General features: G+C 59.7%; 27 protein-coding genes and 4 tRNA genes. 21 read left to right on the top strand and 10 right to left on the bottom strand.

The features are described 5' to 3' along the window. Positions 1–90: 90 nt before the first annotated feature. The 4 genes from PVA39_RS07995 to PVA39_RS07980 all read left to right on the top strand — a co-directional run bounded on the left by PVA39_RS07995 (position 91) and on the right by PVA39_RS07980 (position 5176). Positions 91–2304 carry an EAL domain-containing response regulator gene (locus PVA39_RS07995; protein ID WP_274123619.1) on the top strand — a complete coding sequence of 738 codons (2214 nt, stop codon included), beginning with the start codon at positions 91–93 and terminating at the stop codon, positions 2302–2304. Continuing rightward, positions 2304–4208 (top strand): sensor histidine kinase, encoded by a 1905-nt coding sequence (locus tag PVA39_RS07990; RefSeq protein WP_274123617.1) that lies wholly within the window; start codon positions 2304–2306, stop codon positions 4206–4208. Before PVA39_RS07995 ends, PVA39_RS07990 begins: the two co-directional genes overlap by 1 nt. A gap of 77 nt (positions 4209–4285) precedes the next feature. After that, positions 4286–4546, top strand: a complete 261-nt coding sequence (locus PVA39_RS07985; protein ID WP_274123810.1) for a YkgJ family cysteine cluster protein — start codon at positions 4286–4288, stop codon at positions 4544–4546. 30 nt (positions 4547–4576) lie between these two features. After that, positions 4577–5176 carry an START domain-containing protein gene (locus tag PVA39_RS07980; protein WP_274123616.1) on the top strand — a complete coding sequence of 200 codons (600 nt, stop codon included), beginning with the start codon at positions 4577–4579 and terminating at the stop codon, positions 5174–5176. A 57-nt stretch (positions 5177–5233) separates the two neighbouring features. Here the strand turns inward: PVA39_RS07980 and PVA39_RS07975 are convergent, their stop codons facing one another. Next, positions 5234–5902 carry a Bax inhibitor-1/YccA family protein gene (locus PVA39_RS07975; RefSeq protein WP_013791529.1) on the bottom strand — a complete coding sequence of 223 codons (669 nt, stop codon included), beginning with the start codon at positions 5900–5902 and terminating at the stop codon, positions 5234–5236. 181 nt (positions 5903–6083) lie between these two features. On the opposite strand from PVA39_RS07975, the gene PVA39_RS07970 reads away from it, so the two are divergent. Next, positions 6084–6174: transfer RNA gene (locus tag PVA39_RS07970), tRNA-Ser, on the top strand. A gap of 479 nt (positions 6175–6653) precedes the next feature. On the opposite strand, the gene PVA39_RS07965 is transcribed toward PVA39_RS07970, so the two are convergent. Then, positions 6654–6860: a hypothetical protein gene (locus tag PVA39_RS07965; protein WP_074888029.1), complete on the bottom strand. Its 207-nt coding sequence runs from the start codon at positions 6858–6860 to the stop codon at positions 6654–6656. A 329-nt stretch (positions 6861–7189) separates the two neighbouring features. On the opposite strand from PVA39_RS07965, the gene gacA reads away from it, so the two are divergent. The 5 genes from gacA to PVA39_RS07940 all read left to right on the top strand — a co-directional run bounded on the left by gacA (position 7190) and on the right by PVA39_RS07940 (position 10507). Beyond that, positions 7190–7834 (top strand): response regulator transcription factor GacA, encoded by a 645-nt coding sequence (gene gacA / locus PVA39_RS07960; RefSeq protein ID WP_147177636.1) that lies wholly within the window; start codon positions 7190–7192, stop codon positions 7832–7834. A 1-nt stretch (position 7835) separates the two neighbouring features. Further along, positions 7836–9659, top strand: coding sequence for an excinuclease ABC subunit UvrC (uvrC, locus tag PVA39_RS07955; protein ID WP_274123809.1), 1824 nt, complete (start codon positions 7836–7838; stop codon positions 9657–9659). A gap of 33 nt (positions 9660–9692) precedes the next feature. Further along, positions 9693–10253 carry a CDP-diacylglycerol--glycerol-3-phosphate 3-phosphatidyltransferase gene (gene pgsA / locus PVA39_RS07950; RefSeq protein WP_093504579.1) on the top strand — a complete coding sequence of 187 codons (561 nt, stop codon included), beginning with the start codon at positions 9693–9695 and terminating at the stop codon, positions 10251–10253. A 66-nt stretch (positions 10254–10319) separates the two neighbouring features. Continuing rightward, positions 10320–10395 (top strand) — tRNA-Gly (locus tag PVA39_RS07945). Positions 10396–10433: 38 nt separating this feature from the next. After that, a tRNA-Cys gene (locus tag PVA39_RS07940) sits at positions 10434–10507 on the top strand. A 250-nt stretch (positions 10508–10757) separates the two neighbouring features. On the opposite strand, the gene PVA39_RS07935 is transcribed toward PVA39_RS07940, so the two are convergent. Beyond that, positions 10758–11048: an Arc family DNA-binding protein gene (locus tag PVA39_RS07935; protein WP_013791523.1), complete on the bottom strand. Its 291-nt coding sequence runs from the start codon at positions 11046–11048 to the stop codon at positions 10758–10760. A gap of 265 nt (positions 11049–11313) precedes the next feature. On the opposite strand from PVA39_RS07935, the gene PVA39_RS07930 reads away from it, so the two are divergent. The 6 genes from PVA39_RS07930 (at position 11314) to PVA39_RS07905 (ending at position 13920) form a co-directional block, all read left to right on the top strand. Then, the gene (locus tag PVA39_RS07930) at positions 11314–11517 is read left to right on the top strand and encodes a hypothetical protein (protein ID WP_274123615.1); all 204 of its coding nucleotides are present in this window, start codon (positions 11314–11316) and stop codon (positions 11515–11517) included. A gap of 515 nt (positions 11518–12032) precedes the next feature. Further along, on the top strand, positions 12033–12284 hold the full coding sequence (locus tag PVA39_RS07925) for a DUF1652 domain-containing protein (protein ID WP_093504581.1): 252 nt from the start codon (positions 12033–12035) through the stop codon (positions 12282–12284). 80 nt (positions 12285–12364) lie between these two features. Further along, entirely contained in the window at positions 12365–12616 is a 252-nt protein-coding gene (locus PVA39_RS07920; RefSeq protein ID WP_093504583.1) for a hypothetical protein, read from the top strand. Between the two features lie 93 nt (positions 12617–12709). Next, positions 12710–13045 (top strand): DUF883 family protein, encoded by a 336-nt coding sequence (locus PVA39_RS07915; protein WP_013791518.1) that lies wholly within the window; start codon positions 12710–12712, stop codon positions 13043–13045. Between the two features lie 143 nt (positions 13046–13188). Next, a tRNA-Leu gene (locus PVA39_RS07910) sits at positions 13189–13275 on the top strand. 75 nt (positions 13276–13350) lie between these two features. Further along, positions 13351–13920, top strand: a complete 570-nt coding sequence (locus PVA39_RS07905) for a GNAT family N-acetyltransferase (protein WP_274123614.1) — start codon at positions 13351–13353, stop codon at positions 13918–13920. 31 nt (positions 13921–13951) lie between these two features. Here PVA39_RS07905 and PVA39_RS07900 read toward each other — a convergent pair whose 3' ends face one another. Beyond that, entirely contained in the window at positions 13952–14740 is a 789-nt protein-coding gene (locus PVA39_RS07900; RefSeq protein WP_274123612.1) for an outer membrane protein OmpK, read from the bottom strand. Between the two features lie 234 nt (positions 14741–14974). After that, positions 14975–15226: a hypothetical protein gene (locus PVA39_RS07895; protein ID WP_093504589.1), complete on the bottom strand. Its 252-nt coding sequence runs from the start codon at positions 15224–15226 to the stop codon at positions 14975–14977. A gap of 147 nt (positions 15227–15373) precedes the next feature. On the opposite strand from PVA39_RS07895, the gene galU reads away from it, so the two are divergent. Beyond that, positions 15374–16210, top strand: a complete 837-nt coding sequence (gene galU, locus PVA39_RS07890; RefSeq protein WP_093504591.1) for a UTP--glucose-1-phosphate uridylyltransferase GalU — start codon at positions 15374–15376, stop codon at positions 16208–16210. 76 nt (positions 16211–16286) lie between these two features. On the opposite strand, the gene PVA39_RS07885 is transcribed toward galU, so the two are convergent. Next, complete coding sequence (locus PVA39_RS07885) at positions 16287–16709, bottom strand: VOC family protein (protein ID WP_274123611.1); 423 nt, start codon at positions 16707–16709, stop codon at positions 16287–16289. Positions 16710–16826: 117 nt separating this feature from the next. Between PVA39_RS07885 and gorA the strand changes: the two genes are divergently transcribed. Beyond that, positions 16827–18182, top strand: coding sequence for a glutathione-disulfide reductase (gene gorA, locus PVA39_RS07880; protein ID WP_274123609.1), 1356 nt, complete (start codon positions 16827–16829; stop codon positions 18180–18182). A 7-nt stretch (positions 18183–18189) separates the two neighbouring features. After that, positions 18190–18813 carry a trimeric intracellular cation channel family protein gene (locus tag PVA39_RS07875; RefSeq protein ID WP_274123608.1) on the top strand — a complete coding sequence of 208 codons (624 nt, stop codon included), beginning with the start codon at positions 18190–18192 and terminating at the stop codon, positions 18811–18813. A gap of 48 nt (positions 18814–18861) precedes the next feature. Here PVA39_RS07875 and tcyN read toward each other — a convergent pair whose 3' ends face one another. The 4 genes from tcyN to PVA39_RS07855 all read right to left on the bottom strand — a co-directional run bounded on the left by tcyN (position 18862) and on the right by PVA39_RS07855 (position 22199). Further along, positions 18862–19623, bottom strand: a complete 762-nt coding sequence (gene tcyN / locus PVA39_RS07870; protein WP_274123607.1) for an L-cystine ABC transporter ATP-binding protein TcyN — start codon at positions 19621–19623, stop codon at positions 18862–18864. Positions 19624–19634: 11 nt separating this feature from the next. Next, the gene (gene tcyL / locus PVA39_RS07865) at positions 19635–20303 is read right to left on the bottom strand and encodes a cystine ABC transporter permease (RefSeq protein WP_070887340.1); all 669 of its coding nucleotides are present in this window, start codon (positions 20301–20303) and stop codon (positions 19635–19637) included. Next, complete coding sequence (gene tcyJ, locus PVA39_RS07860; RefSeq protein WP_274123606.1) at positions 20300–21097, bottom strand: cystine ABC transporter substrate-binding protein; 798 nt, start codon at positions 21095–21097, stop codon at positions 20300–20302. The genes tcyL and tcyJ overlap by 4 nt, the downstream gene beginning before the upstream one ends. A 103-nt stretch (positions 21098–21200) precedes the next feature. Beyond that, positions 21201–22199 (bottom strand): D-cysteine desulfhydrase, encoded by a 999-nt coding sequence (locus PVA39_RS07855; RefSeq protein WP_274123605.1) that lies wholly within the window; start codon positions 22197–22199, stop codon positions 21201–21203. A 220-nt stretch (positions 22200–22419) separates the two neighbouring features. On the opposite strand from PVA39_RS07855, the gene PVA39_RS07850 reads away from it, so the two are divergent. Beyond that, entirely contained in the window at positions 22420–23199 is a 780-nt protein-coding gene (locus PVA39_RS07850; protein ID WP_274123604.1) for a MetQ/NlpA family ABC transporter substrate-binding protein, read from the top strand. Positions 23200–23598: 399 nt separating this feature from the next. Beyond that, entirely contained in the window at positions 23599–24492 is an 894-nt protein-coding gene (locus tag PVA39_RS07845; RefSeq protein ID WP_274123602.1) for a TauD/TfdA dioxygenase family protein, read from the top strand. Positions 24493–24514 lie beyond the last annotated feature (22 nt).

The following is a 24514-nucleotide window of genomic DNA, read 5'->3' as shown; positions in this document are numbered from 1 at the left end:
CATCATGGACATTGTGTCTTTCTGCCGATGGCTATACTTGCGCACGGCAGGCCGTGCTTCTTCATACCTAATGAAAGGTGAGTGTGGTTCATGGATGATTCCGTGGTGTTTTCAGATGACGAGCCGGTGGCTGACAGCGCTCACCCGGCGTGGCGCATTCTGACCGTTGATGATGACCCGGACTTCCAGCGCGCGACCGCCTTCGCGATCGGCGAAATGGACATCCTTGGGCGGCGTGTCGAGATACAGCAGGCATTCAGCAACCGCGAGGCGGCCATGCTGCTGGCCGAGCAGCAGGATTTCGCCCTGGTCCTGCTCGATGTGGTGATGGAAACCGAAGACGCAGGCCTGCGCCTGGTCAAGACTCTGCGCGAGGTCATCGGCAATGCCGAGATCCGCATCGTGCTGCTGACCGGCGAACCCGGCATGGCGCCGGTGCAGAGCGTGATGCGTGACTACGACATCAACGACTACTGGTCCAAGAACGAACTCAGCTCGGAGCGTTTACGCACGGTGCTCACCGCCGGGCTGCGCAGCTATTCACAGCTCAAGGCCATGGCCCGAGCGCGCCGCGGCCTGCAGATGATCGTCGAGTCCAGCAATGCGCTGTTCTGCTCGAAGAACACCCGGGAGTTGTCGGCCAAGATTCTTTCCGAAATCGCCTCGCTGCTCGATCTGCAGGCTGAAGGGATTGTCTGCGTCAAAGCCCATGATTCCGTTCCGGGTGAACTGCCCGATGCGCACGTGATCAGCGCCAGTGGGCGTTTCTATGGCTCCATCGACGGTAACCTCAGTAGTCTGGGAGATGAAGCGGTGGCCAGTGCGCTGCGCTGCAGCCTGCAAAAGCAGAGCACCTTGCGCTTTGACGATTGCACCGTATTGTTCTTTCCGCGCTTCCAGGCTGGCGCCGATTACGCCTGCTACGTGGCCACCGAACGGACGCTGGACGACACCGAACTGGAACTGCTCGAAGTGTTCAGCGCCAGTATCAGCCGCGGCCTTTACAACGTTGCGTTGTTCAGCCGCCTGGAAGAGATGGCCTACCAGGACGACTTGCTGAAGATCCCCAACCGCAACGCCTTGATTCGCATGCTAGACATGACGCTGAGTAGCCCAAACAAGGCTGATCGTGTGCTGGTGCTGCTCGATATCGACAATTTCTCCGGGGCCAATACCGCTTTCGGCACCGGCTACGGTGATTTCATTCTCGGCCTGGTAGCCAACCGTCTGCGCGATGCCTTCGATGGCAATGTGCTGATCGCACGGATTCGCGACGACCTGTTCGCAGTGCTAGGCCCTGAGGAGCAGGTGCGTGCCGAGGACATAGTGGCACTATTCCGGAGGCCCAACCGGCCTTATGAGTTGGGGCAGGTGCATAGCCTGAGCACTGTCACGCTCTATCTGCGCGATTTCGACGACACCGCCAGCGTGGCCCTGCAGGACGCACGGCTGACCCTCAAGCAGGCCAAACAGCTGGGCCACGACCAGCATGTGGTACACGACCGTCGGTTGCAGAGCGCCCACGCCGAATCGTTTCGCCTTTTGCTGGCGCTACGTGACGCCGTGGCCAGCGACTTGATCAGCATCGAGTTGCAACCCCAGGTAGATATGCGCAGCGGGGTGGTCACTGGCGTCGAGGCTCTTGCACGCTGGTACCAGCCCGACGGCAAGGCGATACCGCCACTGGAGTTCATTCCGCTGGCCGAGGCCACCGGTTACATCCTGCCCTTGGGCGACCTGCTCATGCGTCTGGCCTTACAGGCGGCGCGGCGCCTGGACGAGGCGGGGTTCGGTCATGTCAGAGTGGCAATCAACGTGTCGGCCAGCCAGTTGCTGCAGCGCGATTTCATCGCGCGCTTCACGCTGCACCTGGAGGCCGCCGGGGTAAGTGCAAGCCAGGTCGAGCTCGAAATCACCGAATCGGTGGCCATGCGCTCGTTCGAACAGGTCTGCGAGCAACTGCTGGCGTTGCGCGCCATGGGCGTCAAGGTCGCCATCGACGATTTCGGCACCGGCTTTTCCTCGCTCAGTTACCTGCGCCAGTTGCCGGCTGATCGCCTGAAGATCGATCGCAGTTTTGTCGAAGAGCTGCGCGCAGAGGATGAGGGCCAGGCGATCGCCGAAGCGATCATCCAGATTGCGCGGCGCGTTGGTATGACGGTGATCGCCGAGGGTGTTGAGAACCAGCACCAGGTCCAATGGTTGAAACGTCATGATTGCCTGGAGGCCCAGGGATATCTATTCGCCAGGCCAATGTCGCTCGAGCGGCTGTTGAGCTGGCTGGGCGAGCATTCGTCGCGGTGATGGGGCGCATCGCCGACTGGCGAAATGCGCTCGCCAAACCGCTGCCGCGCAACCTGCTGGTGCTGTTTCTGCCTTGGTCGCTGCTCATCATCGTGCTCAGCCTGCTGCTCTATGACCGCATGCTCAATGACCGGCTGGAACCACTGCTCGAGGCGCAGACCGATAGCCTTAACGAGGGTGTGGCGGTGCTGGAGCGTCATCTGTCCAGCTTGCGTGGTGATCTGCAGTTTCTCAGCCAGCAGCCCTTGCTCGATCAGCTCTTGAGGCAAGAATCGGCCGAAAGTTTGGCGTCGCTGAGCGAGCTGTTCGCTGAATTTTCCGATAGCCGCGGTACCTATCAGCATATTCGCTGGCTCGACGAGAAGGGCCTGGAGCGGGTCCGCGTCGACAGTGTCTCTGGTGAGGCGCAGCAGGTTGCCGAGGCAGATCTGCAGAATGACTCTGCCGCCTATTACTTCGTGGAAACCATGCACCTCTACAAAGGTGAATCGTATCTGTCGCGCTTCGATGTGGAGCGCCGTTATCGACCTGACGGTTCCGTAGAATCCATAGAGCCGATCCTGCGTGCAGCAGTGCCGGTTTTCAGCGAGCGTGGCGAGCGGCGCGGTGTGCTGATCCTAGACTATCGTGCCGAGCGGCTGCTCCAGCGTCTGCGTGAAACCTCGGTAGCCTATGGCGGCTCCCTGCAACTGCTCGATCATGAAGGTTACTGGATGCTTGGCGAGCGTCCCGAACACGCCTGGGGCTTTCTACTGGGCAAGCCCGAACTGACCCTCGCCAGTCAGCAGCCTTCGAGCTGGAGACGCTTGCAGGAGGAGCAGCGCGGCTCGTTCATCGACCCAGCTGGGTTCTGGGCCTACAGCCATTTTCGGCCCGGCGATGCCGGTTCGGCGACCTCCAACGACGCGGATCATTGGTTACTGCTGTCTCATCTACCTGCTCTTAATCTCAGCGAGTTGCGTTGGGGCGTACTATGGCGTGTCCTGCTGTTCTTTTGCGTGCTGCAGGGCGTGGGGCTGTTGATCAGCGTGCGCCGTGCGATCGACGAGGCAGAGCGGCTGCGGGCTGAGCACGATTTGCATGTGAGCAGCCGAGCGCTGAGCGCTAGCAACGAGCAATTGCAACGCACCGTCGAGCAATTGCAGCGTACCCGCCGTGCGCTATTGCAGGCGGAAAAACTGTCGTCGCTCGGCACCATGGTAGCCGGCGTCGCCCATGAGCTGAATACGCCGATTGGCGCTGCCAGCGTGGCTGCTTCGACCCTGGAGAGAGCCAGTCAGGAATTTCAGATCGCGATGCGCGAGGGTCTTAAACGCACCACTCTGGAGCGTTTCGTTCAGCGCACTGACGACGGCCTGAGCATCATTCTCATCAGCCTTGAGCGCATGTCGCAGTTGACCCGCGCCTTCAAGCAACTGGCCACCGACCGTGCCAGTACCGAGCGGCGACGTTTCGATCTGCGCGAGCTGGTGGATGAGGTGGTGTTGCTGTTACAGCCAAAGCTGCGCCAGGGCGAGCACCGAGTCGTGGTGCAGGTGGCGCCGAATCAGCTACTGGACAGCTACCCGGGGCCCCTCGGGCAGATCGTACAGAATCTCGTCGACAATGCGCTGGTTCACGCCTTCGGCCCTGGCGTGAAAGGCGTGGTTACCGTTCGTGCTCAGATCGATGAGGCGCAAGGGCAGTGCGCCATCGAGGTAATCGACGACGGCCGGGGTATGGATGAAGAGTTGCAGGCCAAGATATTCGACCCTTTCTTCACTACACGCCGAGGCCAGGGTGGTACTGGTTTGGGCCTGCACATCACGCATCAGCTGGCGGTTGATGTGCTGGGCGCCGAACTGGAAGTCGCAAGCCAGCCGGGAAAAGGGTCGCGCTTTAGCATTCGCTTCGAGCTGAACTGATTACAGGGGCTGCCGGTCGGCAAAACGGCAAGCTAGAATCGCCGCGTTTCTGCGTGCCCCTGTTCGAGGTCCTTTCCATGCAATGCCGTCCTGGTTGTGGCGCCTGCTGTATTTCCCCGTCGATCAGTTCATTTATTCCCGGTATGCCCAATGGCAAGGCTGCCGGCGAGCGCTGCGTGAATCTGGCTGCGGATAACCTTTGCTCGATTTTTGGCCGGCATGACCGACCTACCGTATGCGCCGCATTTTCAGCCGATTCCGCTGTCTGCGGTAATAGCCGTGAAGAAGCCATCCGCCTGCTGGCCTGGCTGGAAGATGTCACGGCGACCACCGTCTGAAGCTATACAGACCTACCCCGGAGAACAAAAATGTCGTTGACCCGTTTGTTGCTAGCAAGTGCGGCGCTGTGTATTGCGTCTGCCGCCCATGCCGAAGACTGGCGCCTGGCCAAAGACGAGGAGGGCATCAAGGTCTACCTCAGCGAAGTGGCCGGCTCTCCTTACAAGGCTTACCGCGGTGTCACGCTGATCAAGAGCGATGTGGCCAAGCTCAGAGCGCTGCAGGAAGATGTGGTGGGGGCATGCGCGTGGATCCACGAGTGCCAGGAGCAGCGACTGATCAAGCACGAAGGTGACAAGAGCTGGACCTACACCCGCTTCAACACGCCATGGCCGGTGACGCCGCGGGATTCGATCATCGAAGTCACCACCGAGCAGGGTGCCGATGGCAGCGTGACCCGTACCCTGCACGGCGTGCCGAATTATCAGCCTGAGGAAAAAGGCTACGTGCGCGTTGCCAGTGTGGAAGGTCGCTGGACCATGACGCCCAAGCCCGACGGCATGGTCGAGGTGGTGTACGAAGCGCACACCGACCCAGGTGGCAGCGTGCCTTCCTGGCTGTCCAACAAGTTCGTGGTCGAAGCGCCCTTCAACACGCTCAAGGGCATGCGCCAAAAGGCTCAGCAGTAATTTTTCCTGATCATAAAAAAACCGCCATCAAGGCGGTTTTTTTGTGGGCGGTGACGATCAGTCATCGCCGCCCATGATGCCGAAGATCTGCAGCAGGCTGACGAACAGGTTGTAGATCGATACGTACAGGCTGATGGTCGCCATGATGTAGTTACGCTCACCGCCATGGATGATCGCGCTGGTCTGGAACAGGATGCAGGCCGAGGAGAACAGCACGAAGCCGGCGCTGATTGCCAGTTGCAGGCCGCTGATCTGGAAGAAGAAGCTGGCCAGTACCGCGCCCAGCAGAACGAAGAAGCCAGCGGTGATGAAACCGCTCAGGAAGCTCATGTCCTTGCGGGTGGTCAGCACGTAAGCCGACAGGCCGCAGAACACCAACGCGGTCATCATGAACGCCGAGCTGACGACTTCAGCGCCGTTGGCCATACCCAAGTAACGGTTGAGGATCGGGCCCAGGGTGTAACCCATGAAGCCGGTGAGGGCGAATGTCGACAGGATGCCCCAGCCGGAGTCACGCAGCTTGGCGGTAAGGAAGAACAGGCCGTAGAAGCCGATCAGCACCACGAAGATATTCGGGTAAGGAACGTTGGCGCGTTGCGCCATGAACGCTACGATGCCACTGAATGCCAGGGTGAGAGCCAGCAAACCGTATGTGTTGCGCAGAACGCTGCTGACTGCGGTTTGTTCAACCCGTGTAGGGCTATGTGCGTAATCTTGTTCGCGCATGGCGACACTCCTAGTGAATGCTATTGGTCAGTGACCAAGGGTCGAGAAGCATCTTAACAGAGCCTTAGGTGCTGCCAAGTCAGAGTGTTTGACAGTGTGTTGCGTTCCGGTAAGATGCCGCCCGCAGCCTGCAAGGTTGCAAAGGAATGTTTCGGCGAGCCGAGGCATTTCGTGTCGACCTGGAGGGTTGGCAGAGCGGTTGAATGCACCGGTCTTGAAAACCGGCGAACGTTAATAGCGTTCCCAGGGTTCGAATCCCTGGCCCTCCACCATCTTTAAAAAAGCCCGGCTTCTGCCGGGCTTTTTTTCGCCTGCTGTTTGGCTTGCAGCGAACGTCCAGAGTCGCTGCCGCTGTGATTTTCAGTTCTGACTGAATTCGCCAAGGATTTGCAGAAGCGAATAGATGCCTGCGCCCAGTAATGAGGCGATAGAAAGGGCAATGCCGAGTGTTATCCAGATCATGGTCATGTCATTCCTATATCTATTCAGAGCGCATCGCTGCAGCGACACAAACGCTGTGCATGATCTGAATAGAATCGGCGATTTTCAGCTTCGTTCAGGCTATTTGTGCGACCGTTCAGTCACGTTTGCACGGCGACCAAAGGGCACCACAATCGGTGTGGCTACAAGTGACGAAGCGCTTGTCAGGCAAATAGAGGGGATAAGGCGAGGAGGGCGGTTGCGTGAAAGTTAGCGGCTTAAGCGCGGCTCTAATGCATGGGGCCGCGCTTGAAAGCGCTGAATCGTTGCCTCAATAGCCCAGCGTGCCCTTCAAATCGGCATACACCGCGGTCATCAGAATCTTGTTTTGCAGCTGGGCCGCTGTCAGGCGACGCGTTGCCACCAGGTTGCATTGGAGGTCTAGGCAGTCGACCTGCAGTCCCTCGGCAGAGGTTTCGGTAACGATGTGATAACGCCCGGCGGTTACGGTCTTCAGCTGCTTGATAAGCATATCCATTGTAAAGCCCTCGGTGTGGTGCACTGTCTGTAAATTCAGAGCGGTGCTTGTGCTGGGGCGTTCCGAATAAATTATCGAGCAGTGATGCGTTATTTCTCTTCTGTTGCGCAGCTCAATGAGGAACATGATTTGACGATGTGGTTATGGGCACGAGATGCATGATGTAGGTTGGTGAGCATAGGAGAGCGAGTAGCACTTTCAATGAGCGGCAGCTTGTTTGGCGCTTGTAATTTGGCGCGTACCGCTAACTCACCTGCCAGGTTTTTTGTTATTGTGCATTTCTCTCAGTTAGTCGCGGTGCGGCGCTCGCGCAGGTACGAGGTGTTCGTTTGATTAAGGTATTGGTTGTCGATGATCACGACCTCGTTCGTACGGGTATCTCGCGCATGCTGGCCGACATTGAGGGCCTGCAGGTCATTGGCCAAGCAAGCTCTGGCGAAGAGGCGCTGAAAAAGGTCCGCGAACTCAAGCCCGATGTCGTGTTAATGGACGTGAAGATGCCCGGCATCGGCGGCCTTGAAGCGACCCGCAAGCTGATGCGCAGCCATCCTGATCTCAAGGTTGTTGCCGTTACCGTGTGCGAAGAGGATCCTTTCCCCACTCGGTTGCTACAGGCTGGGGCCGCCGGCTACCTGACCAAGGGGGCCGGCCTTGAAGAAATGGTCCAGGCGATTCGCATGGTATTTGCCGGGCAGCGTTTCATCAGTCCGCAGATCGCCCAGCAACTGGCGCTGAAATCCTTTCAGCCGCAGAGCAGCAACTCGCCATTCGACCTGCTTTCCGAACGTGAAATCCAGATCGCACTTATGATTGCCGGCTGCCAGAAGGTACAGAGCATCTCCGATAAGCTATGCCTGTCGCCCAAGACGGTGAATACCTACCGCTACCGGATCTTCGAGAAGCTTGCGATCACCAGCGATGTAGAGCTGGCGCTGCTCGCCGTCCGTCATGGCATGGTCGATGCCACCAGCTGAAGTGACCCCAGTGTTCGATTCCAGTGCCTTCCTTGCCACCTGCAGTGGGCGCCCGGGCGTCTACCGCATGTTCGACGCGAGCGGCAATCTGCTGTACGTCGGTAAGGCGAAAAACCTCAAGAAACGACTCTCCAGCTACTTTCGTAAGACCGGTTTGGCGACCAAGACCATGGCGCTGGTGGGCAAGATCGCCCAAGTGGAAACCACCATTACCGGCAACGAAACCGAAGCGCTATTGCTCGAGCAGACGCTGATCAAGGAATGGCGCCCGCCGTACAACATCCTGCTGCGTGACGATAAATCCTACCCCTACGTGTTCCTGTCTGACGGCGATTACCCGCGCCTGGACATCCACCGTGGCGCGAAGAATCGCAAAGGTCGCTATTTCGGCCCCTATCCCAGTGCTGGCGCGATCCGCGAAAGCCTGGCGTTGTTGCAGAAGACCTTTCTGGTCCGTCAGTGTGAGGACAGCTATTACCGCAATCGCACACGCCCGTGCCTGCAGTATCAGATCAAGCGCTGCAAGGCACCGTGCGTAGGCCTGGTCGAGCCGGCTGAATATGCTGAGGACGTGCGTCACTCGGTGATGTTTCTGGAAGGGCGCAGCAATGCCCTGAATGCCGAGCTATCCGCCAGCATGCAGCAGGCGTCCGCCGCGCTGGATTTCGAAAAGGCCGCCGAGCTGCGTGATCAGATGGCCTTGCTGCGCCGCGTCCAGGACCAGCAGAGCATGGAGGGCGGTAGCGGCGATGTCGACATCATCGCCGCAATGGTCAACCCAGGCGGCGCCTGCGTGCACCTGATCAGCGTGCGTGGCGGGCGGGTGCTGGGCAGCAAGAATTTCTTCCCCCAGGTAGCGATCGAAGAGGAGGCGCAGGACGTACTCGTCGCCTTTCTCGGCCAATATTACCTCGGCAGTCACGAGCGGGACTTGCCGAGCGAACTGATCGTCAATGCGCCTCATGAAGACTATCCCGTGTTGATTGCGGCCATTCAGGAGCTACGCGGTCGTGAGCTGGCCATCAGCTACCGGGTTCGTGGTACGCGTGCACGATGGCAGGCACTGGCGGTCACCAATGCCGAGCAGGCACTGGGAGCCAGACTGGCCAACCGCGAGCACATGGCCGGGCGTTTCGATGCGTTGGCCGAAGCGCTGGATATGGGTGAGGTGCCGCAGCGCCTGGAGTGCTTCGATATCAGCCATTCCAGCGGTGAGGCGACAGTCGCCTCCTGCGTGGTGTTCGGCCCTGAAGGCCCGATCAAGTCGGACTACCGGCGCTACAACATTGAAGGCGTGACCGGCGGTGATGACTACGCGGCCATGCATCAGGCGTTGACCCGGCGCTTCAGCAAGGTCAAGCAGAACGAGGGCAAGCTGCCGGATATCCTGCTGGTCGACGGCGGCAAGGGCCAACTGGCAATGGCGCGAGAGGTGCTTACCGAGCTTGAGGTCCCGCCGCTGATACTGCTGGGTGTGGCCAAAGGCACCACCCGCAAACCCGGTCTGGAAACCCTTTACCTGAATGACGCCGAGCATGAATTCACCCTGCCGGGTAATTCACCAGCCCTGCATCTGATCCAGCAGATTCGCGACGAATCGCACCGCTTTGCCATTACCGGGCACCGGGCGCGTCGAGGCAAGGCGCGCCGTACTTCGAGCCTGGAGGAGGTAGCAGGAGTAGGGCCAAAAAGACGTCGTGAACTGCTCAATCATTTCGGTGGTCTGCAAGAGTTGTCCCGAGCCAGCACGGAAGAAATCGCCAAAGCACCCGGCATCAGTAAAAAGCTAGCCGGTTTGATTTATGCGGCACTGCACAGCGAGTAGAATGCCGCCTCACCTAACCGTCCAGTTGAGCCGATGAATATCCCCAACCTCCTCACGGTGCTCCGCGTTCTGCTGATCCCGATCTTTATCCTGTTGTTCTACATGCCTTTTTCTTGGAGCTACTGGGCTGCCAGTGCGGTTTTTGCGTTCGCGGCAGTGACCGACTGGCTGGATGGTTACCTGGCGCGCCGCTGGGAGCAGAGCACACCGTTTGGCGCCTTCTTAGACCCTGTTGCCGACAAGCTGATGGTCGCCACCGCGCTGGTACTGCTGGTGGCCGAGCACGCGAACCTGTGGCTGACATTGCCGGCGACCATCATCATCGGGCGGGAGATCGTCGTATCTGCGCTGCGCGAATGGATGGCCGAGCTCGGGGCCAGGGCCCATGTAGCAGTATCCAACCTCGGTAAATGGAAGACCGCCGCGCAGATGCTCGCGCTGGTCATCCTCCTTGGCAACCCGCCAGTGTTCGGTTTGTGGGTGCTGGTCGGCTACGTGTTGTTGCTCGTTGCAGCAGCACTTACGCTGTGGTCGATGGCTCAGTATCTGCTTGCTGCCTGGCCGCATCTGAGTGTCACTGCCGAAAAGAAATAACTTTTTTGAATCAAGGGCTTGACTGGACGTTGTGAAGCTATAGAATGGCGCCCGTCGACAAGACAAGCGGGAATAGCTCAGTTGGTAGAGCACGACCTTGCCAAGGTCGGGGTCGCGAGTTCGAGTCTCGTTTCCCGCTCCAGTTTCAACGGGCCGTCACGTACGGCCCGTTCAGTTTAAGGCTGAGTAGCAGAGTGGTTATGCACCGGATTGCAAATCCGTGAACGCCGGTTCGATTCCGACCTCAGCCTCCAAACGCAAAGCCCCGTAGCCATTGGCTACGGGGCTTTTTTTGTGCCTGCAGAAAAGTGATGCGTTCCGATACTTTCGGGCATGAATTCCGAAGCTTGCGCGGCGAGAAGGCTCTGCAATAGAGCCTAGGCGACACTAGACGCGTCGTGTGATGTCCTGTTCAGAGTGGTCGAGTAGGCAGTGATAACCATATAAACAAAAGCCCCGGCAGGACGGGGCTTGAAAACAGCTGTGCGAACGGCATCGAGTAGATCAGCGCGTGCCAGTCTTGAGACCGTCGAGGTAGTCGATATTGGCTTCCTGAGCTTTCTTGCCAGGCTTTGCCGCGGTTTGCAGTTCGCTTTTCAGCTTGGCTTCCAGCGCATCGATCAGCAGGGTCTGTCTGGCCTGGCCTTCCAGGTGGGCCTCAATGGCGCGGATGATTTCGGTGTTCATGCTCGTGTAGTTGTCATTGGCCAGATCCTCAATGCGCTTGCGCATTCCATCTGGCAGACGAACAACGAACTTGTCCGCGGTGCGGGCGTTGAAAATGGGTTTGCTCACGATTGGTTCCTCCATATCGAGTAATACTAGCTATTTGATGGTAGCTACGGCGATAGTTCAGTCGGGCAGACGATTGGTAGCGAATTAATAGGCCACGGTCTGCGCCACCTCGGCAAAAAGCAGCTCTTTGCTGCAGCTCCAAAAAATAATGATTATACGCGCTCTAATGTGGCATAGTGATATTGCCTGTCAACCCAGGCCCGGCATGGAAGTCCGGCAGCGTGATGTATGCATCACTATCTGAATGATCGAGAAGGAACTCGTGATGACTGTTCATATTCCCCTGTTGAAAATTGCCACCGATATCGGCCTCTGCGAGAGCGTGGTTTCGAATTGGGTGACCCATTCGTGGCCTTATCCGGATGGCAGCGGCTACCGGGTATTCTTCAAGATCGATACGCCCAGCCATGTTCGGCAACTGCTGCCGCAGATTACTCCCACCAACATGCTGATCGTGCTCGCTCACTAGGGCGTTGTGCCCAAGGTACGATCGGGCCGCTGGCGGTAAAAAAGTTTCTTCTAGTGCACTTTCCACGTGGCGTTCCTCGTCCAGCGTTGGATTTCCGTGCGTGAGTGCGTCGCCTGATGTTCGGCTGGTGGTTAATTTGCAGGCGCCAGCTGAGGTTGAGTTGGCAGTTCCCGGTCAGCCCGCGCTTGGTCAGCATGGTAGAGGAGTCGACCTTGAGTAGGCGACTACACAGCCTTGTCTGACGTCACTCGGCATTCCCATCGTTTCCATCGCCAATTAGGGTATGCGTTCAGGGCCTGAGACCTTCTGTGCCATGGTTCATATCGTCGATTATCAGCAGCCCGGAATGGGCGCTGAACGGTGGGAGAGGGTGGCGCAGTGGGTTCACAGCAGCTCGCTACTGGTAATTCACGCTCAGCTATGGCCAACCGATGGACGGGACAACATGTCTCATGCTGGTTTTTGTGAGCCAGCTAGACTCCATTCGTCATCAATGTGAGGAAGGAGTATTCAGGATGATGTCCGTTCTCGAGCAGCGTCACATAGTCGAGTGTGCCTTTCTGCCGTTGGCATGCAGTTGCTACATCGATGGCAATGAGTCGGTGACCATTCAGATCAGGGACCCGGTCACCGCCCAGGTCTATCTCAATGTCACCGGCATTTCCCGCGCCGAGCTGTCCACGTCACGGCAGATTTCGCAATTGGTCATGCAGCTTCGACAGGATCTGCGCACGCTCAATTCCGGCACCGCCGAGCAGCGGGCCTGAGCAATTGGTCAAGACTGGTGGAACTGTCGACTCATCTGGGCGGCCTCAGTTAGCAACACCGAACTGAGGAGGGCGAGGATATGGACGGCGGAAAATTCGATGGCTACGATCTCGAGCGTTTCAATGCACTGCTGGCTCAGGAGCTCGGCCTGACGGAGGACGAGCTGCAGACCTGGATGCAGGAAGAACGCGAGCGGGTAGACGAAAATGGTCAGTTGATCGGGCATGCAGTCACCTTCCGATCGGACATGCCCTTTGATCTGCGTGCGCGGGTACGCGGCATGGCAGGCGACTATGTGGCCCATACCGGTATTATTCCGCTCGATGCCTGAGTGCGTGAGCTGGATTAAGGGTAAAAAGCCTGAACTCTGCCGTTTGGCTGTGCCTCCTAGATAGTGTCAATCACTGTTATGGAGCACTTGCCAATGGCACGTAAAACTTCGCTTGAAAGCGGCCTGGATCAGTTTCAACAGGAAAGCGCCAAGGAACTGAAGAAGCTTCTCGACCAAGCCAGCAAAGCACTGGGTGATGCCGAGTCGTTTTCCGGCGACAAGGCTCATGAGGCTCGTGAGAAAGTGATCGCGTTGCTGAACGAGGCCAAAGGCACCATCACCGACAAGGGGCGTGAGGCTGTAGAGCTGGGCCGTGAAACCATCGGCAATGCTCAGGACCGTATCGAAAGCAATCCTTGGACCTCGGTCGCCGTTGCCTCCGGTTTCGGTCTGCTGATTGGTCTGCTAGTGGGTCGCAGCAGCAAGTAACCGCTTGCGCAGATCGTATCAAGCATCGGCAAGCTTGCCGTAAGAACCTCGTAGATCACTGATTTACGAGGTTTTTTATTGCATGCTTTAAAGTTGCGGCGCTGCGTGGGGGCGTATATAGTCCTGCCCTCGCATATTTCGCCGCCCCGATGGTGAAATTGGTAAACACAGCAGACTTAAAATCTGCCGGCCGCAAGGCCTTGCCGGTTCGATTCCGGCTCGGGGCACCACTTCAAGCGTCGGCTCATGCGAAGCCCACGCATCTTTATCTCCTCATACGCACTATGCGGTGCAAGCAGTGAAGCATGGATAGCTCGACTACCGCATTTCCCGAATTCTCGTTTGCTGGCTACAGATTGCGGCGCATTCTCCCGGGTGATATCAAGCAGGTTTACGCGGGGTTATCGCACCCGCAGGTCATCGCCCATTACGGTGTTTCCTATCCGAGCCTGGCCGCTGCTGGCGAGCAGATGCAGTGGTATGAGCAGTTGCTGGCAGACGAAGCGGGCATCTGGTGGGCGCTGGCGAATGATCGGAATGTGCTGATTGGCGCCTGTGGCTTCAATAATTGGAGTCATGAGCATCAGGGCATTGAGATGGGTTATTGGCTGCTGCCGGATCACTGGCAGCGTGGTCTTATGCAGCAGGCCTTGCCGCACATTCTTCGCCACGCTCTGGTGGTCATGAATGTTCACCGCATCCACCTTGATATCGAGCCGGAGAACGTGGCGAGCTGGCGACTGGCCGAGAAGCTGGGCTTCAGCTTTGAGGGCACATTGCGCGATGTCGAATACAAGGACGGTCGCTACTTGAGTCTTCATCAATACAGCCTACTGGCCACCGATCAGGCCGCTCGGGTATTGCTGGAAGGCTGACCGCCGCAACGGCGACGGCCAGCTCGGCGCATCAGAAGTGCGCCTTGACCAGCAGGCTGATGGCGCTCTGGTTGGTGCCACCGAGCACGTCATCACCGAGCGGGCTGTCGTTGTCGATGCCGTACTTGTGCTTCCAGTAGTCGTACTCGACGCCAACGTAGAATTTCTGCCCCCAACCCATGGCCTTGGCCAGGTCATATTTGATCTGCGGGTTGATGTGCAGGTTGGCATGGTAGGTGTCGTCGTTGTCCACCACCCAGTCGATGAAACCGTCGATCACCAGGTCGGAGCGGCCGACCGGGATTGTGTAGCTCCACACCGGCGTGATCTGCCACACGTTGCGGCCGTCGCGCTTGCCGTCCGGGCGGCGCAGGTAGGTATTGAGCTGGAAGTAGTCGAAGCCGGGAATCGCCAGATCCACCGCCGGGCCCAGCAGATAGGCGTCGACATCGTCCTCGCCGAACTCGTAGGTAGCGGACAGCAGCACATCCTTGACCGGACCGAAGGACAGGTCTGCACCGCTGAGTTTGCCGAATGACAAGCGCGGACTGATCTCGCCGTAGAAGGTGTGGCCGTCACCGGCACCGTTGGTAGCGTCGGTGTTGTACTTGATGCCGTCGACGAAGAGGAACAGGTCACCGAAGCTCCAGCCGCTGGCGTGCTCGAAGGTCAGCGCCTGCTGGCGAGGTGGATCGACCTTGAAGTCGATGCCGTTGAGGTAGGTCAGGCTGTTGTCCTGCCACAGCAGCAGATCGGCCATGGCCTGGACAGGCGCCAGCAGGCTGCCCGCCAGCAACAGGGAGGTTGCGGTGTGTTTCATCGAGAGGTGTTCCGGCAAGTGTTGAATAGTCGCTACGCAGCGCCGCGCTGGTTGCCCAAGGCGTTGGCGCAGACAGGCGAGGGCTCTGCAATGGCCATCCCGGCTGCGCGCGGCGCGGGAGTTTACAGGATTTGCCGGTATTCGATACGGCGTCTCTCGAGCGAGCCTCAGAAACAGCTGCGCCGCTGCCCCTTGAAGGGGAAACGGCGCAAATTGAACGGAGTGCGGGGCGGATCAGGCGTCGAGTTGCTTGGCCGTCTCGACGCCGGATGAGCTGAGCTTGATGGGGTAATGGATGGACAGTTCGCCGTCCGATTCGGATAGGTTGCCATCGTGGATCAGGCCGCCTTTGTGCAGATGCCTGAGCACGTCCACGACCGCGTACTCGCCGCGGAAATTGTCCAGCACCTCTTTGCCCAGGCCTGCCGGATGCGCGTGCAGTAGACGAGTGAGAACTTCTTTCTTCAGGTCATTGTCGATGGACATGCGAACCTCGCGTTGCGGTGGGTTTCACCTGTTGTGACTGCCCGCTGCCGCAAACGTTTGAGCTGTTTGCATTGCTCCCGTTGTAAGCCTTGCGCGTCCTGCTAGACTGCTGCGGCGTCGATAACCCTCTCTCATTCAGGGACTTCCATGATCAAGAAATGCTTGTTTCCTGCCGCTGGCTACGGCACTCGTTTTCTCCCGGCAACCAAGGCCATGCCCAAGGAAATGCTGCCAATCGTGAACAAGCCGTTGATCCAGTACGGTGTGGAGGAAGCGCTGTCCGCCGGCCTTACCGAAATCGCCATGGTGACCGGTCGTGGCAAGCGTTCGCTGGAAGATCATTTCGACATCAGTTACGAGCTGGAAGAGCAGATCCGCAACACCGACAAGGAAAAGTACCTGGTCGGTATCCGTCGCCTGATCGACAACTGCACCTTTTCCTACACCCGCCAGGTTGAAATGAAGGGCCTGGGCCACGCCATTCTCAGCGGCCGTCCGCTGATCGGAGACGAGCCGTTCGCCGTTGTCCTGGCCGATGACCTGTGCCTGAACCTCGATGGCGACAGCGTGCTGACCCAGATGGTCAAGCTGTACAACCAGTTCCGCTGCTCGATCGTGGCGGTGCAGGAAGTGCCGATGGACGAGATCCACAAGTACGGCGTGATTGCCGGCGAGATGATCCGCGACGACATCTTCCGCGTGAACAGCATGGTCGAGAAGCCCAAGGCCGAAGATGCGCCGTCCAACCTGGCGATCATCGGCCGCTACATCCTGACCCCGGACATCTTCGAGCTGATCGAGAAGACCGAGCCGGGCAAAGGCGGCGAGATCCAGATCACCGATGCGCTGATGAAACAGGCGCAGGACGGTTGTGTGCTGGCGTACAAGTTCAAGGGCCAGCGCTTCGATTGCGGCGGCGCCGAGGGTTACATCGAGGCGACCAACTTCTGCTTCGAGAATCTGTACAAGACCGGTAAAGGCTGAGCCTCGCCTGCCTCGTGCTTGGAAAAACCGCCTTTGGGCGGTTTTTTTATGCCTGCGGTATTTAACTAGGGCCAGTTCAGCTGGCGTTGATCGGCGTCGCACCGGGGCCCAGTGGCTGGCCATAGCTGAACTCGATCTGATGACCTGCCGGGTCGCGGACGCCGCAGTAATAGCCCACCGGGTAAGGCTCGTCGCGTTGCGCCCAGAGCAGGCATCCGGCGGCTTCGGCCTTGGCCACCACAGCGTCGATATCGTCACGGCTCTGCAGGGCGAAGCCGAAGTGGCTGTAATCGCTTGGGGCCAACTGGCGAGGCACGCCTCCGGGCATGATTACGAAGATGAAGTCACTCTCACGGCCTGGCTCGGCCATCCACACGATCTGCGACCCCTTGCCAGGGCGCCGGTGGATGACCCGCATGCCGCAGAAGTCTCTGTAGAAGTCGATGCATGCCTGCAGATCCGGTACGTGCAGGGCGAGATGGGTGAGAATCGGGCGCATGGTTTGGTTCCTCCTCTCGGCTCTAGACCCAATGTGGCGATGACAAGTTTGCCCCATGTGCCAGGCGGGCAGTGCGCTGCGTTTACGGTATGCTCTGCGTCTGTTCAGGAGGCTTCTATGACCTACGATTTCGATCTGTTTGTAATCGGCGCCGGCTCCGGCGGTGTACGCGCGGCACGCTTCGCGGCGGGCTATGGCGCCCGGGTGGCCGTGGCGGAAAGCCGTTATCTGGGCGGTACCTGCGTCAACGTTGGCTGCGTGCCGAAAAAGCTGCTGGTCTATGGGGCGCAATTCGCCGATGAGTTCGAACACGCCGAAGGCTTCGGCTGGACGCCCGGCCAGGCCAGCTTCAGCTGGCCGACGCTGATCGCCAACAAGAACCGCGAGATCGAACGCCTCAACGGCATCTACCGCAAACTGCTGGTGGGCAGTGGCGTTGCCCTGGTCGAGGGCCATGCGCGTTTGCTCGACGAGCATGGGGTGGAAGTCGACGGCAAGACCTACAGTGCCGAGCGGATTCTGATCGCCACCGGCGGCTGGCCCCATGTGCCCGAGATCCCGGGCCATGAGCATGCGATCAACTCCAACCAGGCGTTTTTCCTGGAAGAGCTGCCCAAGCGCATTCTGGTGGTGGGCGGTGGCTACATCGCGGTGGAGTTCGCCTCGATCTTCAACGGCCTCGGCGCGCAAACTTCGCTGCTGTACCGTGGCGATCTGTTCCTGCGTGGCTTCGACAATTCCCTGCGGACCCACCTGCATGAAGAGCTCGGCAAGCGCGGCCTGGACGTGCAATTCAACACCGACATCGCGCGCATCGACAAACAAGCCGACGGCAGCCTCAAGGCCACCCTCAAGGATGGTCGGACGCTTGAGGCCGACTGCATCTTCTACGCCACCGGCCGCCGCCCGATGCTCGACAACTTGGGTCTGGAAAACACCTCGGTCAGCCTGGACGACAAGGGCTACATCGAGGTCGATGACGAATACCAGACCAGCGCACCGTCGATTCTGGCCATCGGCGACGTGATCGGTCGCGTGCAGCTCACCCCCGTGGCGCTGGCCGAAGGCATGGCGGTGGCACGACGCCTGTTCAAGCCGGACGAATACCGCAAGGTCGACTATCGGATGATCCCGACGGCGGTGTTCAGCCTGCCGAACATCGGCACCGTGGGGCTCAGCGAAGAACAGGCGCGCGAAGCGGGGCACGAAGTGAAGATCTTCGAGAGCCGCTTCCGGCCGATGAAGCTGACCCTGACCGAGAGCGACGAGCGCACGCTGATGAAGCTGGTGGTCGATGCCAAGACCGATCGCGTGCTGGGTTGCCACATGGTCGGGCCCGATGCCGGCGAAATCGTCCAGGGCCTGGCGGTCGCGCTCAAGGCCGGGGCGACCAAGCAGGTATTCGATGAAACCATCGGTGTGCACCCCAGCGCTGCCGAAGAGTTCGTGACCTTGCGTACACCGGTGAACTGACTTGTCGATGAACCAGCTGTTCTATTTCGCGGATCTGTTCGGGGTGGCGGTGTTCGCCATCACCGGCGCGCTGATGGCCGGACGCAAGTCCATGGACCTGTTCGGCGTGCTGGTGATCGCCATCATCACCGCCCTGGGCGGCGGCACCCTGCGTGACGTGATTCTGGACAACCACCCGGTCAGCTGGATTCGCAACGACACCTACATCCTGGTCGCTACCCTGGCAGCCCTGGGCACGGTGATCTGGGTGCGCATGACCCGGCCGATCCACGAGAAGGGCTTGCTGATCGCCGACGCCTTCGGGCTGGCCGTGTTCACCGTGATCGGCACCGAGGTCGCGCTGCAATACGCGATGCCCTCCAGCACAGCGGTGATCATGGGCATCATGACCGGCGTAGCCGGTGGCGTGATGCGCGACGTGATCTGCAACGAGATACCGCTGATCTTCAAGAAGGAAATCTACGCCACCGCCTGCCTGGCCGGCGCAGTGACCTTCGTGTTGCTGCGCATGCTGGAAACCCCGCACTGGCTGGATACCGGCGTGGCCATGCTGGTGGTGCTGGGCATTCGCCTGGCCGCCATCCGCTGGCGGTTTTCGCTGCCGAGTTTTCATCTGCTCGACCGCGAATAAAAACGCGCCAGGAATGGCGCGTTTCATTTGGCTGCGTCGAGGTTCGCTTCAGGGACGTGCGGGCTCGTTACCGAGAAACTTGCTGAGAAACTGCTGGGTGCGTGCCTGTTTGGGCGCGCTGAACAGTTCGCGGGCGTCGCCCTGTTCGACGATCACGCCGCCGTCGATGAAGATGGCTCGGTTGGCCACGTCACGGGCGAAGCTCATCTCGTGGGTGACGATCACCAGGGTGCGGTTCTCTTCGGCCAGCGCGCGGATGGTCGCCAGCACTTCACCGACCAGCTCCGGGTCCAGGGCCGAGGTGGGTTCGTCGAACAGGATCACGTCCGGCTCCATCGCCAACGCCCGGGCGATGGCCACGCGCTGTTGCTGGCCGCCGGACAGGCGCTTGGGGTAGGCGTCTTCCTTGCCGGCCAGGCCGACCTTGGTCAGTAGCTTCCGGCCCAGCTCGATGGCCTGGTCGCGCGGCTGCTTCCTGACCACCACCGGGCCTTCGATGACGTTCTCCAGGGCGCTGCGATGGGGGAACAGGTTGAAGTTCTGGAACACGAAACCCACGTGTTGGCGCAGCTTGCGGATCAGCCCCTGTTGCTGGCCGATCGGCTTGCCGGCATCGATTTCGATGTCGCCGACGCGAATGCTGCCGCCATCGGGCGTTTCCAGCAGGTTGAGACAGCGCAGCAGGGTGGTCTTGCCCGAGCCGCTGGGGCCGATGATGGCGACGACCTCGCCGGGAGCGATATCCAGGTCGATACCCTTGAGTACGCTCTGGCCCTTGAAGGATTTGCTCAGGTTGCGAACGGTGATCATGCTCGAAGCCATCAGTTGTCCGCCTCGTGACGGTTGACGCGTGCTTCCAGGCGGTTCTGCAAGTGGGCGAGCAGGCTGGAGAGAATCCAGTAGATCACCGTTGCCGCCAGGTACATGGCGAACACCTCGTAAGTGCGCGCGGTGATCAGCTGGGCCTGACGGAACAACTCCGGCACCTGGATGGTGGCCGCCAGGGCGGTGTCCTTGACCAGCGAGATGAAGCTGTTGCCCAGCGGCGGCAGGGCAGTGCGCATCGCTTGCGGCAGGATGGCGCGCAGCATCGTTTGGCTCTTGCTCATGCCGATGCTGGCAGCTGCTTCCCACTGACCACGGTCGATGGAGGCGATGGCCGCCCGCATGATCTCGGCGACATAGGCCGCCATGTTCAGGGAGAAGCCGATCAGCGCCGCGGTCAGGGGCTCGAGCTGCAGCCCCAGTTCAGGCAGGCCGAAGTAGATGACGAACAGCTGTACCAGCAGCGGCGTACCGCGGAAGAACGAAATGTAGACCCTGGCCAGCCAGCCCAGTGGGGCGATGGCGTAGAGCCTGACGAGGGCAAGGCCGAAGCCAAGCAGCATGCCGAAGAACATGCCGCCAAGGCTCAGAACGATGGTCCAAATCGCGCCCTTGAGGAGAAAGGGCAGGGAGTCCAGCACCAGCTGGAAGGTGTCCGGCATCATTGAGTGACGTCAGCCTTGAACCATTTCTCGGAGAGCTGTTTCAGGGTGCCGTCGCTGCGCAGCTTGGCAAGGGCCTTGTCGATAGCCGCGAGCAGTTGCGGGTTGCCTTTGCGCATCGCGATGCCCGATTCCTGACGGGAGAAGGCGTTACCGGCAACGGCCATGCGCTCACCGGTCTTGGCGACCATTTCGAATGCGGCCAGGCGGTCGACCAGTACCACGTCGATGCGGCCCACGTTGAGGTCCTGGAACTTGGTCGGATCATCGTCGTAGGTACGGATGTCAGCCTGCGGCACGTTTTCCTTCAGCCACTGCTCATAGTTGGTGCCCAGGCCCACACCGACCTTCTTGCCGGCCAGGTCCGCGGCGGTTTTCACGCTGTCCGCTTCGCTCTTGCGGGTCAGCGCCTGGATGCCGGAGACGGTATAGGGCGTGGAGAAATCGTACTTCTTCTTGCGCTCGTCGGAGATGGTGACCTGATTGATCACCACATCGATGCGGCCCGATTCGAGGGAGGCGAGAATGCCGTCCCATTTGGTCGGCTGGAAGCTCGCGGTCACGCCCAGCTCCTTGGCCAATGCATTGGCCAGGTCCACTTCGAAGCCGGCGAGCTTGCCGCTTTCGTCCTGAAAGTTGAAGGGTGGATAAGTGCCTTCCAGGCCTACCTTGATGCTGCCGCTGTCCTTGATCTTCTGCAGGTCATCGGCTGCATGAGCCTGGCCACCGAAGCCGGCGAACAGCGCCAGACCGAGGCTGCCAATAAGGAAATTTCGACGCAGGGTGGCGATTATCATGATCGAGCCTCGGTGGGTGGTTTGTCAGGTGCGTTCGGGACGCGGCACTCTACGGTTGCCTGAGTAGTCGAGAAAATAATAAAAAATTATTTGTATATGCCGTTCAGAGAGTCAAGGACTGATACGCGAACAACGCCGGCGCACCGCCGGTATGCAGGAACACGATCGGCTTGCCTTCCTCGAACGCGCCTTTGTGCACCCCGTCGAGCAGGCCTGCGAACGCCTTGCCGGTATAGACCGGGTCGAGCAGCAGGCCTTGGCTGCTCGCCAGCAGACGGATGGCATCCAGCGTACCGGTGTTCGGCTCGCCATAACGCGGCCCGTAGTACTCGTCCCACAGTTCGATGGTCAGCGCTTGCGGCACGTTGACGCCGAGCAGTTCCGCGGTCCGTTGCACCAGGCCCATTACCTTGGGGCGTTGCAGATCGGCAGGGCGCGATACGGTGATGCCGAGCACGCGCCACTCGGGCAGCACGTGAGCCAGCGCCAGCGCCAGGCCAGCATGGGTCGCGCCGCTACCCGAAGCCAGCACCAGGGTGCCGCTGTCTAGGCCCTTGTCAGCGACCTGTTCGGCGAACTCCAGGCCCGCCTTGACGTAACCCAAGGTGCCTAGCGCGTTGGAGCCGCCGATCGGGATTACGTAGGGGCTCTTGCCGGTGGCGCGCAGGCGGTCGGCCTTGGCCATCAGCATCAGGTCTGGCTCCTCGAGGTTGTCGACGTGCTCGACGCGCGTGCCGAACAGGTCCAGCAGCAGGCGGTTGCCGTTGTGCAGGTAGTTCTGCTCCTGCGTATCGATGGGGTTTTCCAGCAGGGCCACGCAGGCCAGGCCCATCTTGGCGGCCAGCGCGGCGGTCTGGCGTACGTGATTGGACTGGATGGCGCCCGCGGTGATCAGCGTATCGGCGTGCTGTGCCAGTGCGTCGGAACCCAGGTATTCCAGTTTGCGGGCCTTGTTGCCACCGAGGGCGAACAGGGTCAGGTCATCGCGTTTGACATAGATGTCGCGGCCCACATGGTGCGACAGGCGCAACAGGTGTTGCAGCGGGGTGGCATGGGGAACCAGTTCCAGGCGTTCGAAACGGCTCAGGGCTTCGCTGATCATGTTCATCAATCCGCAATAGGGGTGTCTTCACTTTAGAAGTGACCGCCCGAAACACAACAAGTGCGCCGACCTCTGCTTATTCTGATAAGAAATATGAGAATGAATTAAAAGTATTTTCCACGTATAACTGAGGGCCGTATTGTCAGTGCGCCGACCCTATCCGGTCCGGCCAATCATCCCCATGCCGCTGTCGATCCAACGGCAACTACCGAGAATAAACATGAAAAAAACGCTTCTGTTGGCTGCATTGGCCTCTGTCCTGACCACCCAGGCATTCGCTGCGGAAAAACTCACCGTGGCCGCTACGCCGGTTCCTCATGCTGAAATCCTCGAGCTGATCAAGCCGAAGCTGGCGCAGCAGGGCGTCGACCTGGAGATCAAGGTGTTCACCGATTACGTGCAGCCGAACCTGCAGGTCGAGCAGAAGCAACTCGATGCCAACTACTTCCAGACCAAGCCTTATCTGGACAGCTTCAACGAAAGCCGTGGCACTCACCTGGTGATCGTCAAAGGCGTGCACGTCGAGCCTTTCGGCGGCTACTCGCGCAAATACAAGAGCCTCGACGAGCTGCCGGACGGCGCCACCATCGCCATCCCCAACGAAGCGAGCAACAGCGGTCGTGCCTTGCAGCTGCTGCAACATGCCGGCCTGCTGACCCTGAAGGACCCGGCCAATATTCAGGCCAGTCCGAAGGACCTGGCTACCAACCCGCACAATTTCAAGTTCAAGCAGCTCGAGGCGGCCATGCTGCCGCGCGTGCTGGATCAGGTCGACCTGGCGCTGATCAACACCAACTACGCGCTGGAAGCCAAGCTCAATCCGAACAAGGATGCGCTGGTGCTGGAGAACAAGGATTCGCCGTACGTGAACTACCTGGTTGCCCGCCCGGATAACCAGAACAGCGAAACCATCAAGAAGCTCGCCGATGCGCTGACCAGCCCGGACGTGAAAGCCTTCATCGAGAAGAAGTACTCGGGCGCCGTGTTGCCCGCGTTCTAAGGCCCTTTCCACGATCTTTTTCGGCGACATGAAGAGGCGGCTGCAAGGCAAAAGCGGCCGGTCGCCGATCCATTGTGGGGCGCCTCACTGCCACTCTCGCGGCGTTGCAGTCAAGGCGCTGGGGTGGAGCCGAAAGGTCATGAGCGGGCTCTGGGGTTCAGGCTTGCTGTACCAGACGCTGACAGGGCTGAACCCTGTCGGCGTTTTCATTTATGCAGGCGAATGCGGATCGCCATAAGCAAATGCTAAAAAGGTATTTAAATTAATTTTTTTATATCGATATAGTTCGCCCATGCGTACCCGCTGGCTAACCGGCGCGCCGCACGACTGAATACAGGTGCCGAACACCTGCTTCTGAGACGCGCCCAGTTGGCGCCCTTACCGTGTGGAGTTACGCAAATGCCCGCCGTGTCGTTGAGTTCTGCCAATCACCAGCCAACGCAGAATTTTGAAGTACGCCCCTTTTCCGCTGCAGTCGGTGCCGAGATCGTCGGCCTCGACCTCAGCCGCCCGCTGAACGACGCCGATTTCGCCCGCGTTCATCAGGCGCACCTCGACTACAACGTAGTGGTGTTCCGCGATCAACGCATCACGCCACAGCAGCAGATCGATTTCAGCCGCCGCTTCGGCGTATTGCAGATCCACGTGCTCAAGCAGTTCCTGCTGGAAGGCCACCCGGAAATCTTCATCATCTCCAACATCAAGGAGAACGGTCAGCCGATCGGCCTGGGCGATGCCGGCAAGTTCTGGCACTCGGATCTCTCCTACAAGGAGTTTCCCAGCCTGGGCTCCATGCTTTACGCCCAGGAGCTGCCGGAAGAGGGCGGCGATACCCTGTTCGCCAGCCAGCAGCTGGCCTTCGAGACGCTACCGGCCGAACTGCGCCAGGCCATCGCTGGCAAGCGCGCTGCCCATTCCTATACCGCTCGTTACGCCGATGAGGTGTTCGCCGGCATTCGCCGCCCGACGCTTACCGAAACGCAGCTCGCCGAGGTCAAGGCCGTGGTTCATCCGGTGGTGCGCACCCACCCGGAAACCGGCCGCCGGGGCCTGTTCGTTAACGAGAACTTCACCACCCACATTCTCGATGTGCCCGAGGACGAAAGCCGGCAGATCCTCGCCGAGCTATATGCCCACAGCGCCAAACCGGAATTCATCTACCGCCACCAGTGGCAGGACGGCGACATGGTGTTCTGGGACAACCGCGCACTGATCCACCTGGCCACGGGCTGCCCGAGCCATCTGCGGCGGCGCATGCACCGCACGACTATCCAGGGCGATGTGCCGTTCTAGGCAACAGCCCGCTACACCCCAT

Origin of the sequence: Pseudomonas sp. CNPSo 3701 (genome assembly GCF_028674975.1) — a bacterium.
GTDB classification, from domain to species: Bacteria; Pseudomonadota; Gammaproteobacteria; order Pseudomonadales; family Pseudomonadaceae; genus Aquipseudomonas; species Aquipseudomonas straminea.
The sequence above is the reverse complement of the archived record's forward strand: the minus strand, read 5'-3'. Positions and strand labels throughout refer to the sequence as shown.